The sequence below is a fragment of the Pontiella desulfatans genome (genome assembly GCF_900890425.1).
Classification (GTDB): domain Bacteria; phylum Verrucomicrobiota; class Kiritimatiellia; order Kiritimatiellales; family Pontiellaceae; genus Pontiella; species Pontiella desulfatans.
Genome location: NZ_CAAHFG010000001.1, coordinates 3,992,263 through 4,006,259, shown reverse-complemented (window position 1 = coordinate 4,006,259; position 13,997 = coordinate 3,992,263). Strand labels below are relative to the sequence as shown.

At 58.3% G+C, this 13,997-nt stretch carries 3 protein-coding genes; all 3 read left to right on the top strand.

Going from position 1 to position 13,997, the window contains the following annotated elements:
• The first annotated feature begins 45 nt into the window (after nt 1-45).
• On the top strand, nt 46-522 hold the full coding sequence (locus E9954_RS14085) for a hypothetical protein (RefSeq protein ID WP_136079788.1): 477 nt from the start codon (nt 46-48) through the stop codon (nt 520-522).
• A gap of 406 nt (nt 523-928) precedes the next feature.
• The gene (locus E9954_RS14080) at nt 929-2,176 is read left to right on the top strand and encodes a hypothetical protein (protein WP_136079787.1); all 1,248 of its coding nucleotides are present in this window, start codon (nt 929-931) and stop codon (nt 2,174-2,176) included.
• Between the two features lie 115 nt (nt 2,177-2,291).
• Nucleotides 2,292-13,934, top strand: coding sequence for a CARDB domain-containing protein (locus E9954_RS14075; protein ID WP_168442257.1), 11,643 nt, complete (start codon nt 2,292-2,294; stop codon nt 13,932-13,934).
• Nucleotides 13,935-13,997: the final 63 nt, after the last annotated feature.

Below are 13,997 nucleotides of genomic sequence, written 5' to 3'. Positions count from 1 at the left end.
GGCTCAATTCCTCATGTGTGGAAAAACAAATGAAAGGGAAGCAGGATGAAGATGAGCGAAATGAACATGTGGGGTGCGCGTCGCTCCGTATTGGCAATGGGCGTTGCAATGGTGTGCAGTGTTTTCTTAATGTCCGGTTGCGGTGGCGACGATGATGGCGGTGGAGGAGGAGGGGATAACTCCGATTTGGTCGGCACATGGGAGCTCACTAAATTGGAGGTAGGATCGACCACCTATGATTTTCCAAATGCCAAAGGATACTACCAGCGAACCATTTTGTCCGCTGACGGGATGTTTACAACGGAAGCGAACTTCTATGTAACCGATGTTGGCAGTCCGGCAACGGACGTTGTCTTCCATTCATATACCTACACCTCATCCGCCCAATACGAAGTGGAAGGTAATGACAGGATCAAGGTTACCGTACCCGGAAAATCCGAGATTGTTGAGTTTACAAGGTCGGGTAATACCATCACGAGCGTCGCAGAAGGCGGCTGGACAGCTACCTATGTAAAGCAATAATCCCCTTTGCCTGAGTCTTGGGCGACTACCGTCCGGGCGCATCCTCTTCCAGCGTTTGCGCTACGGGCTGGTCCTTTGGGTGGAGCCCCGAATACCATTACCCACGCTCCCCTTCGGTTTGGTGAATTTCGCCACTGTTGCCTTTGTTCTTCCCTGGTGCGCCATGTCGGTAGTGTTTGTTGTTCTTTGGGTTTGGGAACGGTTCTCGGTTCAATGATGCGTTCTTTGGTTAAGGGTGCATATTGGAATAGGTGAGAATCATTATAAGCCAATATGTGAAATGATATATAAGAAATTATGATTGCCAGTGCGGGGGAATAGAATTATTAAACGTAGGTTGTTTTGGCTTGGCCGTAGGCTCAAAAAGGGTGTGTTTTGATGCAGGCATTAACGAAGGAGACATGAGATGAAAAACTGGAAAATCATAATCGGATTGGTTCTGGCGCTGGGTGCCACGGTTGCGCAGGCGGCGATCACGGTGCCGGGGGCGGATGGTTCGGACGGCGCGTTGCTCATCACGGAAAACACGCAGATCGATCTTTCGCTGGCCACCACGGGCGCGTGGGACGACGCGGGCACGGGCAATGGCGTATACGACTCCAACAAGTGGGCGGTCGTCTTTAAATATTCCAGCGTGGTCGTCACCAACGGCGCCACGTTGACGTTTGCCAACCATCCGAGCCGCGCGCCGGTCGTCTGGCTGGTCAACGGGGATGTAACCATTTTAGGAACAGTCAATTTGGATGGGCAGGGCAGCATGCCCAGATATTCCAACATCCATGCCGAAGGCGGGCCTGGTGGATTCCGCGGGGGGTTGGGCGATGCCACAGGTCTTAGCCGTTCCGCCGGTCTAGGCGTCGGCGGCGGCCGGACGGATTTCTCCTACACCCATGGCGCGGGGGGCAGCTATGGCACCGTGGGTGAAAACAACACGGCGGCAGCCTATGGCAACCCGTCGCTCATTCCGCTCATCGGCGGTTCCGGCGGTGCGGGAAGCAACTCTGGCGATTGCGGCGGGGCGGGTGGTGGTGCCATCTTAATTGCCGCAACACAGGCCATCACCCTGAACGGAACCATTCGGGCAATCGGAGGTGCAGGCATAAGCTATAACGCAGAAGATTCCGGTTCCGGAAGCGGCGGCGGCATCCGGTTGGTGTCCGACAGCCTATCGGGAACAGGAAGCATAATTGCATATGGGAACACTGCATATTGGGATGGCGGTGAAGGCCGCATCCGCGTCGAACGCGTAACCAATGACGGCAATTTTTCCATTTCGCCCGACCCGAGTGTCCTCGGGCTGGAGTCCGGTGCAACCGCGTTGCTGTGGCCGCCTGCCGGAGCACCCGAAGTACGCATTGTTTCCGTCGGAGGTGTTTCGATTCCCGGCGATCCTCGGGCATCGTTCGGAGCCTATGGGGCCGATGCCGCCCTGCCGCAAACCAACAGCACGCAAATCGTGGTGGAAACCACCAACGTTGAGTCCGCTTCGCAGGTGCTCGTGCGCCTAACTCCACGCCACAGCGGGACCTATGCACAATATGCCGCAACGCTGTCCGCAACGAACAATCTCGATCCCCTGGTACTGCGCTGGATCGCCCAGCCCACGGTGAAAATTGGCTATTCGGCGGTGCAAGTCCGGGTCGTCCGTCCGTAGCGCATGCCTGCTTCCGGTCTTTTGGCCGGAAGCGCAACCTTGCAGGGAGATGCGCCGGATGATTTCGGGTAGAACTTTTTGGCAGGCTTCAAGAAGCAGCGCGTTGCGCGTTTGCATGTTAGCTGTCTGGGCCTTTCTTGCATTTTCGTCGTTCGGTGAAGTCCTCCTGCGCGAGGTGGTCTCCCGCGAAACATCGCTCTTCGTGGGGGCAGGATCGACCAACGAATGGAAGGAAATCGCCTCCCGCGAATGCACCCTCTTTATCGGGCAGGCCTTTTCCAACGAAGCCCCCGAAACCCTCTCCCGCGAAATCAGCATCCTTATCTCCTCCGACGAACCTCCCGCGGCGATCGACACCCTCGGCATTGTTTCCAGTCCAACGGGCAGCGAGGTCGAACTGGATTGGAGTAGCTATAACGAGTTGGCCGAAAGGGATGTCGTCTACTATGCCATCTACTATTCCAGCACCGCCATCACCGATATTTCGGGCATGACCGCCTACACCAATATTCCCGCCGGGCAGCTCTCGTTGCTTTTCACCGGGCTAACCGAATGGCAGGATCATTTCTTTGTCGTGGTTCCGGTCGATGCGCAGGGCAACTACGATCCCGCCTACACCTATACCGCATCCTATGTGCTCGGCGCCGAAGTGGTTTCCCGCGAGATTTCCCTCTTCAATGGCCACGGCGATCTCTCCCTGCCTGAGGTGGTCTCCCGGGAACTCAGCATCGTGGTTGATGCCGCCGGGCCGCCCGACCGCATTCCCGATCTCGTGGTCTCCACCAGTCCGACCGGGGAAAGCGTTGAGCTGGATTGGAGTGCCTATAACGAATTGGCCCAACGCGATATCGTGCGCTACGACATCTACTATTCAGACCAACCCTTCACGGATGTATCGACCCTGTCGGTTTATACCAACGTTATGGCGGGAACCCAGGTTGTGATGCTCGACGGTTTGCCGGCCTGGCAAACGCACTATTTTGCCGTGGTGCCCGTAGACGGACTTGGCAACCAGGATTACGGAATCGTCTATTCGGCGGCCTATGTATTTACTGGAGAGCTTGTGTCGCGCGAAGTCGGCCTGTTTGTCGGTGCAACCGATTCGAACACCTATTCCGAAGTCATCTCGCGGGAACTCTCGATTGTGGTGGCCGATGCCGTTGCGCCTGCACCGGTCACGGGTATCGGCAGCGGTTTTACGGCGATCACATCGACTGAAGCTTATCAGGCGGTTGAGCTTGCGTGGCCCCTCTACAATGAGCTGGCGCAAAACGACCTGACGTCATACCGCATCTATGTCGCCGACACCTATTTCGAAGACGTGTCCGGCATGGAGCCGTTCGAAACGATTGACGGCGGCAGGCTTTCGTATACGCTCGGAGGACTCGACAGCGGCGGCATCTTCTATGTGGCCGTTGTGGGCGAAGATGCGGGCGGCAACTATGATCCGGCGGTCTACTCCGTCTCCTGCCAGGCCTCCGTCGGCGGCGTGGGTGCCGTGCGCAACCTGGCCGTCGAGGCCGGCCCCGATTCCATGGTCTTCACGTGGGATCCGCCCGAAGAGGGCACCGGCTTCCTCGACCACTTCGAAGTCTATTTCGGCGGCAGCGCCGAACCCGAATGGCTCCCGGTCGGCACGCTCTCCTATGCCGCCACCAACCTGCTCGCCGCCCACGGCTACAACTTCCGCATCGTCGCCGTCGATATCTTCGACATCGACAACGGCAGCTCCACCATCCTCGGCGTCACTTGGTTGCCGAATCCCGGAAACCTCTATCTGACCGAACGTGATGGACAAGTGGAAATCGAATGGGATTCCGCCGAACCCTCGCAGTTTGTGCAACGCTACGAAATCTATCGTTCCACCTCGGCCATCGGCAACATTGCCTCCATGGTACCCGTCGCAACGTCGCTAACCACCCGCGTGGTACTCGGGTCTTTGGCCGAGGTCGAAAACGATTGGTTCGCCGTCTCCACGGTCAATATCCTCGGCGACACCGATCCGGTGGTGGAATCGATCCAGGTCTTCAAGGTTGGCCAAGCCATCACATTCGTCCCCATCGTGCCCGGCCCTGCATTGATCCCGCTAAGCGCCACGGCATCGAGCGGTCTTCCCGTTCGGTACACCGTCACTCCCAGCCAGACCGCGGAGATCGTCAACAGCAATAGCCTCTCCGTCATCCAGGGCGGTACCGTCCGCGTGGCCGCCATTCAGGACGGAAACGAAAGCTATTGGCCCGCCGAAGCCTCGCAAACCCTGCGCCTGCCTCCGGTCATTCAATCCTTCACCGCGAATAGCGTGGCCATCGCGAACGGACTAGTGATTGACCGCGATGCAACGTTGGCGGTGGAGGCCCGCGATGCCGACGGTATTGGTGCGATCGAATTTAAAATGCGCGAAGTGGGCACCGGAAGCTGGACGGTGTTGTCGAACGGTTCAACCGCAAGCCTGCCGGTAACCAGCCTGCCTTCGGGGGACTATGAACTGCAGGTCAGCGTGACCGCCGCCGGAACGAATACCACCATACAGGCCAATACCGTTACGCTGGAACCGCAGCCGGTTCTTTCGGTGCTGATTGACGATGCACTGTTTGAAGGGATGACGCTGGTCGGCACGGTTTCGGTGCAGCGTGCACGTAGCAGCGACTTAACCGTAACCGTTGGTTCATCGCATCTGTCGCAGGTGCAACCCGGTGCGGCGCCAGTTATTCCGGCAGGCCAGACAAGTGCTGCATTTGAGATCACCGGACTGGATGATGAGACGATTGAGGATATTATCGATGTCCGTATTACGGTTTCCGCGCCTAGTGCGGTGTCGGCAGAAACAACCGTTACGCTCGTGGATGATGATTGGCCGGGGATCAGCCTTTCGCTGAGCCGGACGATTGTTCCGGAATCCGCCGGGCCGAATGCCGTGGTTGGGCGGATCGAGCGGTCGATTACTTCAACGGAACCGCTGACGGTCTGGCTGACCAACAGTGATCCGACAGCGGCGGATGTGCCGGAGTCGGTGGTGATTCCGGCCAACGAAAGTTTTGCCGATTTCCTGATCGGTGCGGTGGATGATGAACTGCTCGACGGATCGCAAATCACGCTGATCAGCGGGGAAATCCGGATAGACGATTCCGCGATCATCCAGACCTCGGTTCAATCGCTGGAAGTCGGCGACGATGAAGGGCCGACGCTTGAGCTGCAGTATGGCAAAGGCTGGATCTTCGAGGGCGAAACCAACCAGTTGGTGGTGCTGCGTCGGGGCGGCGCAACCAACAATCCGGTTGAAGTTACCCTTTCGGTTGACCGGCCGGGCGAGCTGGAACTGCCGGTTTCGGCGGTTCTTTCCAACGGCGTTACCGATCTGCCGGTCAGCATGATCGGGCTTGATGGAACGAACGGAACACGGTCGGTGCTGGTTACGGCATCGGCCACGAACTATGGCCCGGCCCAGTTGACGCTGGTGGTTACGGACGAAATCAAGCCCGACTTCGTGATCAGTGCAATTGCATCCGAAACCGACCTTGAATCAGACGAAACCTTTGATGTGACCTATTGGCTGGAAAACCGCGGCTCCGGGCTTTCGGACGAAAGCTTTGTCCAGCGTATTTTCCTTGCGCAGGACGGTGTTGCAGACGGCAATATCCTGCTCGCGCAGGATGTGATGGTGCAGGATATGCCGGCGGGCGGAAGCATCGAAAAAACCATTAATGTCCGTGCGCCGCAAGGGGCAGGCGAATACAGCTTGTTTGTGATTGCAGATGCCGGGCTTTCGGTCGACGAACTGGTTGAATGGAACAACGCGAAGATTTATGGGCAGCCGCTCACCGTGGGTATTCCGTGGTCGGTTACGGTTCAGACCGATGCGGAACTGATTCCGGCAAACACCCCGATCCTGTTCTACGGTTCAGCCGTCCGCAGCGGCGGAACAAAAGCACCGTTCGTTACGGTGAACCTGCATATCCGCGTCGGCGGAGCCGAGCGGGTGGTTTCGGCGGTCACGGATGCGAACGGGGATTATGAACTGGAATGGACGCCGCTTCCGAACGAGGGCGGCGACTATGAAGTGGGGGCTTGCCATCCGGGGCTTTCGGAGGCTCCGACGCAAGACACCTTTGCCATCCTGACCGTATTGCCGGACTTCCCGTCGGACGCGATTGTGTTTATTGAAGGCGGATCGACCACGGTGGTCGGCTCCGTCAGCAACCCGACGGTTTATGATCTGACCGGGTTGAGCCTTTCGTTGGTCGGCGCACCGGCAGGGTTCTCGGTGGAAGCGGTACTCTCCAATTCCGTGCTGACGGCGGGCAGTTCGGTCGGGCTGTCGGTTTCCATCGATGGTGACATCGGTTATTCTGGGGCCCACAGCTTTACCGTTCGGCTTTCAACGGAGCAGGGCGTGACGATTGATGTTCCGGTGCTGCTGAACGTGATTCCGCTGACGCCGAAACTGGTGGTTTATCCGGAGCTGCTGAAATCATCCGTGCTGCGCGGCGGTTCGAAGGTGTACAATTTCATCATTAAAAACGAAGGCGGTCTGGAATCCGGCGCCATTAATGTGCTGTTGCCCGACCTTTCGTGGATGATGCCGGCTTCGACGGGGCAGGTTCCGTCGATCGCCCCCGGTGATTTTGCAATGGTTTCCCTGCTGCTGCAGCCGGGGCCGTCCGAAATGCTGACGCTGCATTCCGGCCACATGGTGCTGGTGCCGGCGAATGGATCGAATAAAAACCTGCCGTTTGAGTTCAGGGTGGTTTCGGATGAAACCGGCGATCTCGAAGTAACGGTTACGGATGAATTCACCTATTTTGCGGAAGGCAGTCCGCCGGTGGTTGGCGCAGAGGTTGTTGTGCGCGATGCCATCACGGCTGAAGAAATTTTGAGCGGTGTTTCCGGCACCAACGGCAACGTCCGTTTTGATGGGTTGCTGGAAGGCTGGTACACGATTGAGGTGGATTCAGCCAACCATACGCGGTCGGTTAAAAACCTGCAGGTTCATGCGGGCGAGCTGAATCGGACGGAAGTATTCATCTCCCGCGAGTTCGTTACATACCGTTGGTCGGTCGAGGAAATCGAATTTGAAGACCGGTATCAGATTTCAATCGAATCGACTTACGAGGTGAATGTGCCCGCGCCGGTGGTCACGGTTACACCATCGGTTTTGGATGTTTCCGGGCTGGATCAGTTGGGGCAGACGAAGGTTATTAATTTCACGATTGAAAACCACGGCTTCATTGATGCCGAGGAGGGCGCCTTTACATTTAATTCGCACCCGGATTACCGTGTTACTCCGCTGATCGAACAGATCGGGACGATTCCCGCGAAGAGTTCCATGATCATTCCGGTCGTTGTTCAGCGTACCGGCGGGGTTCCCGGCCCGGACAACGTATCCGCCTATAAGGTTGCCACCAGTAGTGGAGGCGGCTGCGGTTTCGGTGGAAAGGTGAGCTATGCATATATCTGTGGAATAAAGGTTCCGGTACTGGTTCCGATTCCGGCGTCCGGCGCGGGCGGCGGCTGTGGCGGTGGAGCTGTCGCGGCAGCATACGGAGGCGGAGGCGGTGGACGCGGTTCCATCAACAGCGTGGAGTTTGAAAGCGAGGTGGGAGAGCTGAATTGCGATTGCCTGCCGCTGTGGGCGTTTGAATGCTTTATCGGATTTACGCCGATGGGCTGCGCTTACGGTGCCGGTAAGGCCGCTTACACCCGGACGAGCAAAGATGCCGCGCTAGCTGCTATCGGCTGTATTCCGGGAACGAATCCTCTTCTCTGCTATTACTCGCTGATTGACTGCCTGACATCGCCGTCCAGTAAAGGGGGAGACAGTTTATCAACTGATTCATCCAGTCCGTACGACCCATGGTATTCGGTGGTCGGGCCGGAACTGCGCGGCCAATCGGCCGAGCTGGATGCGGCATTGGCAAAAATCGAACTCACCTATACCCGTTATCAGATTCTGTTGGGCTCCCGCGAACGCGTGATGGCCATGGATAGCGAGGAACAGAGAGAGTGGCACGGAAAGCTGGTCGAAGTTATGCAGTCCGGCAGTGAAGAAGCCGAGGTGATCAGTGCGGCGGAAATGTCCGAGCTCGAAAGTCTGGCCGTGTCGTTGGGTATCCCGACGGCCGCTGTGATGCCGGTCGCGGAGCGCTTTAACCGGACGTGGGATTATTATGCGCGGAACATTAAAACGGTGGCGGATGTGCCGCCGGGCGAATCGACTGACTTTATTGATGAAAACGAGTTGCTTGCCGTTGAGCTGGCAATGGATGTTGCGCTGTCCGAAAGCCGGCAGCAGGGCTATGCCGATCCGGCTGATGAATTTGAAACGGTGTTCACCGAGTTTACAAACAGCCTGATGGAAGACTCCGACGGCGTTTGCGCAAAAGTGCGGATCAAGATCGATCAGCAGGCGGTAATGACCCGGTCGGCTTTCCGGGCAACGCTGGAGCTGTCGAATCAGAAAGTGGAAACAGGGTTGCAGCATGTTGCGTTCGATCTCAATGTCCACGATTCGTCCGGTCTGTCGGCCAACGACCGGTTTAATATCCGCGTAACGGATATGCAGGGGCTGAGTGCAATTGACGGCTCCGATGCCCTCGGCCTCGGGGCGGACGCTACGGTTCAGTGGACGCTGATTCCGCGCGATTCCGCCGCGCCTTCCGTGGATACGGTATACCTGATCAGCGGCACCATCGGTTATGTGCAGGACGGAACGCCGGTCAGTATTCCGGTTCAGCCGGTGCCGGTCACCGTGCGTCCGGATGCGGCGCTGCATTTGAAATATTTCCATCAGCGCGATGTCGTCAGCGATGACCCGCATACCGACCCGGTTGAAGCCAAGGAGCCGTTTGCATTGGCGGTGGTTGTTGAAAACAAAGGCGGCGGTGCGGCCCGTAATTTAACCATCAATTCCGCCCAGCCGGAAATTGTCGATAACGAAAAGGGCCTGTTGATCGACTTTGAAATCATCGGCTCGCAAATGGGCGGAGAAGCGCGTTCGCCATCGCTGATGGCCGACTTTGGTAATATTGATCCCGCCCAACGTAAAACCGCAACGTGGTGGATGACGGCGAGCCTGCACGGTTTCTTCAGCGATTATGAAGCCACGTTCGAGCATCTCGACGGCTTCGGCGATCCGCGTATTTCACTGATCAAAGAGGTGCGGATTTATGAAATGATCCGGATGGCGAATGCGCTGGGCGACCAGGACGACGGCCAGCCCGATTTCTTCACCAATGAGGATTATGAATTGGGTGAAGCGCAGATCGGCGATACCCTCCATCTGAGCGACGGCACGGTTACGAACGTTGCATATCTTGGCGAAGGGGCCAGCTGCTCCAACGTAGTTGCTGGCAACCTGATGGTGGAGTTGGCGCTGACCAACGGCGCGCAGACGGGCTGGACGTACCTGCGGTTCCCCGACCCGGCGGATGGTCTGTTCGAGTTGGCGGAAGTGGTACGTTCGGATGGTTTGGTGATCCCGGTCGGTACGAATGTGTGGACAACGGACCGCACGTTTATCGGCCAGGGCAAGCGGCCGGTTTATGAAAACTACCTGCACCTGCTTGATTACGACAGTACCGGGGTTTACACCTTGCGCTATGCCGAAATCGCCGCCGATGTCACGCCGCCTTCCAGTTCCGTCGAGCCGCTGCCCGCGGCAAGCAGCGTCTATATCCCGGTCATGTGGGGCGGCGCAGACGATGTTGCGCTGGCAACCTTTGACATTATGGTTTCGACCAACGGCGGCCCGTGGGCGGTCTGGCAGGACGACACCACGCGCATCTCGTCCATCTTCCAAGGCGAAGCCGGGCAGACGTATGCCTTTTACAGTATCGCAACCGACACCGCTGGAAATGTTGAAAGCAAAGCCGCGGTTCAGGAGGCGGTAACAACGGTATCGATCATCAACCAGCTTCCGTCCATTGCCCTGATTCCGGATACGAATATTACCGAGGGCGCAACGTTGACCTATCAGGTTGTTGCGGACGATCCGGATGGCGACAACGCGGAACTGGGCTACAGTGTGGTTTCGGACCGCACGGGCGTCACCGTGGATGATGACGGCTTGATCCGCTGGCAGACCAGCGAGCTGGACGGCGGCACGCATGCGCAGATTCAAGTCACCGTAATGGATTCGGGCATGCCGGTCGGTATTTCATCGCAATGGTTCACGGTGTCGGTTGATGAAGTGAATACGGCTCCGGTACTCACGGCCATTGATCCGCAGGTTGTTGCGGTCGGAAGTGAACTGCGGGTTACGGCGGTCGCGGTGGATCATGATGTGCCGGCGCAGACGATTACCTATGGTCTGGATGACGGCTATCCGGCAGGAATGAATATTGATCCGGTTAGCGGTTTGATCGACTGGAGTCCGCCGACCAATCTAGTCGGGCAGAGCGTTCCTGTTTCTGTGATTGCAACGGACGACGGTGCGCCGTCGGTTGCGGCAACGAACACGTTCACGGTAACTGTGGTTGAAAAACTGCTCGATACGGCTCCGCCGCTTCCAGTCGCGGGGCTGGGCGTTTCGCCTGACACCGGTCTGTCGGAATCGGATGCGGTTCTTTCGGTCACTAACTTCAGCGTGATCGGCACGTTGCCCGAGACGGGGTTGTGGGTTGAAATCTTCGAAGGGTCGAACCTGCTGGCTTCCGCAAGCGTCGTGAATACGGAGCTGGATATTCCAGTGGCCCTCGGCGGTGCCGGCGCGTTCGAGCTGACGGTGCGCTGCACGGATGAAGCGGGCAATGCGTCCGATAACGATCTGCCGCTGACCATTGATCTCACACCGCCGACGGTCGATCTCTTCCTTGGTGGCGAGCTGAAGGATGCCACGAACTATCTCGCCGTTGCATCGGCCACCATGGTCTTCGACGAAACGGTCAACGTGCCGGAGTTGATGGCGGACGGCCTGATCGATGCCGCGCTGCGGATCGTTTCGAGCAACGCGACGGTGGTTCCGGCGCTGGAGGATCTCGACTGGCATTCCGCGTCGAACACGCTGGTTTGGACGGTTCCGACCAACACGCTCGGTCTCGGCGAGTGGACGTTGCAGCTCGACGGGCGGTTGGTCGAAGACGTTGCGGGCAACTCGCTCGAGGCCGACGGCGATTACACGGAGCTGGGGATTCCGGTCTATGGAAACCATGAAGAGCTGGTTTCCGTCCACAGCTACGCCGCTCCGGTTTGGCACGATTTCGATGGCGATGGCCTGGGCGACCTGCTGGTTGGCGAAAAGACCACGAACAGCGAAGGGCGCATTCAAATCTATCTCAACGAAGGTTCGTCCACCAATCCGGCGCCCGTCTATTCGGGATTGCTTGAAGTGGACGGCGCGCCGCTGGCGGTTCCGGGAGCCGGTTGTCTCGGCCTGAGTTTCCGCCTGGCCGACCTAACGCAAAACGGACTGGCCGATCTGGTGGTGGGCCGGGCCGACGGCAGCGTCTGGCTCTACGAAACCTCGGCGATCGAATCCAACACCTGGACGATCGGTGCCGGTGCAGAAATCTGGAGCGGGGCTTCTGCTCGTGCGGTGGTCGATGTGGTTGATTATGATGCCGATGGCACCAATGATATTGTCGTGGGCGGTATGGACGGCCTCTTCCGGATGATCGGACTGGATGGCACGGCAACCGTGGTTGGCCCGGTGGTCGATGCCGGGCGTTCCGCACCTTCGTTCACCGATCTCAACGGCGACGGCGTGACTAATTTGGTTAGCGGCGACACCGATGGCGATCTGTGGGCGTTCTTCGGCGATACCGCTTGGTCCTTGGTCGATACACCTGATACTTGGACGCGCAGCCGTCCATTCGTTGCCGATGTCAACGGCGACGGGGTTCCTGATATTCTGCTCGGTACCGCCGACGGGCGCGTCCGGCTCTTTGCCGGCGCGGCGCCGCAGAATCCCGCGCTGGCGTTTACGGTGGTGGATGCCGGCCCGAGCCATACGCTGACGGCGACCTCGGGCGAGGGCGGCCATCTTGAGCCGGAAGGCAGCGTTACGGTCTACGAGGGCGAAAACCAAACCTTCGCGGTGGTGCCGGACGACTATTGGCATGTGGACGAGGTCTTTGCCAATGGCCTGTCGCTGGGGCCCGTGCTTTCGCACACCTTCATCAATGTCGTTGAAAATGGATTGATCCACGCCACCTTCGCGCAAAACATGGTGACCAATGCACCGGTGCCGGTACCCGAGGCTTGGCTGGCTGGATATGGCTGGACGAACAACTTTGAATTCGCCAACACCAACGATTTCGACGGCGACGGCTTCGCCGCATGGCAAGAATATGTTGCCGGCACGTCGCCGACCGACAAGGCATCCCTGTTCCGCATCATCGAGATCGACACCACCGGTACGAATGTACTGGTCAAGTGGGCGCCTTCGGTTGCGGGACGCCGTTACAAGTTGATGAGGGCGCCTGAACCGGGAGGCACTTATGCGGAGGTCGCGACATTGGACGGCCCGGCGGATACGTTGACGGCTTCGACAATGGACGATGTGGCAATGTATCGTGTTGAAGTCGGCCTTTCCGAAGCACCGCCGCAGTGGACGGTGATTGCGTTCGCTGGGGCAAACGGCAGCATTTCGCCTGCGGGTTTGCAGTATGCGACGCCGGGCTCGAACACGTTCCACTTCAGCATCACACCCGATGAGTGGTATCACGTGGCGGACGTCAAAACCAACGGCGTTTCGGTGGGCGCGGTGGAATCGTTGACGCTTTCGAACGTGACGGCCAACGTGGGCATCCAGGCCGAGTTTGCGCTGAACCTGGTGGTGAGTGCTCCGGTGGCCGTGCCGGAACGCTATCTGGCCCGCTTCGGATGGACGAATAATCTCGATGCCGTGGTGACGAACGATTTTGATGGCGACGGCTTCGCGGTCTGGCAGGAATATGTGGCTGGCTCTTCGCCGACCAACGCCGCGTCGTTCTTCCGTATCACGCAGATCCTGAACCAGGATGGTAGCCTGCTGATCAGTTGGACACCCTCCATCGAAGACCGCCGCTACCGCGTCATGCGCGCTCCCGCCCTCGGGCAACCGTTCTCCGAGCAAGTTGGCTCGGTGGTGGGGCCGGCCAACTCCATCATTGTTCCGGCTTCGCAGTCGATGGGTATGCTGCGCATCGAGGTTGAGCTGACGGATGCCGGTCCGCAATGGCTCGTGATGGCCACCGCCGGAGCCCATGGATCCATTAGCCCGTCGGGACTGCACTATGCCTCGCCGGGATCAAACACGTTCCATTTTGCCATTACCCCTGCGCAGTGGTATCACATTGCCGACGTGACGGTGAACGGCGTTTCAACCGGCGCCGTGGAAACATTGCTGCTGGAACGGATCGACCAGAACATGGAAATCCATGCAACCTTTGCCGAAAACCTCGTGACGAATGCGCCGGTGGCCGTGCCCGAGCATTGGTTGGCCAGTCATGGATGGACTAATGGATTCTCCTCCATTGTGACGAACGATGCCGACGGCGACCAATTTTCCACTTGGCAGGAGTTTGTGGCGGGCTCGGTTCCGACCAATGGGCGGTCGTTCCTGCAAATCACCAACAGCGTGGTTGAAAACGGAAAGTGGATCATCGAATGGACGCCGTCCGTGTCGGGGCGCACGTACACACCGGTGCTGATGGATCTCTCAACCGGCTCCAATGCACCGTTGCCGAGCGTGGAAGGCGGAAGGATCAACGTTTCCACAAATGCCGTTCCCGGTGTTTCGGGGGCCATGAAAATCGAGTGCCGATTGGGTCCGAGCGACTAAATCGCTCGTGTTCGGTTTGACTTTCCGCAGGCTGGAACCTATAAACGCCCACTTTGTCAAACA

Coding starts and splice junctions, on each gene's coding strand:
- E9954_RS14075 (WP_168442257.1), top strand. CDS start 2,292: ATGTTAGCTGTCTGGGCCTTTCTTGCATTTTCGTCGTTCGGTGAAGTC.
- E9954_RS14085 (WP_136079788.1), top strand. CDS start 46: ATGAAGATGAGCGAAATGAACATGTGGGGTGCGCGTCGCTCCGTATTG.
- E9954_RS14080 (WP_136079787.1), top strand. CDS start 929: ATGAAAAACTGGAAAATCATAATCGGATTGGTTCTGGCGCTGGGTGCC.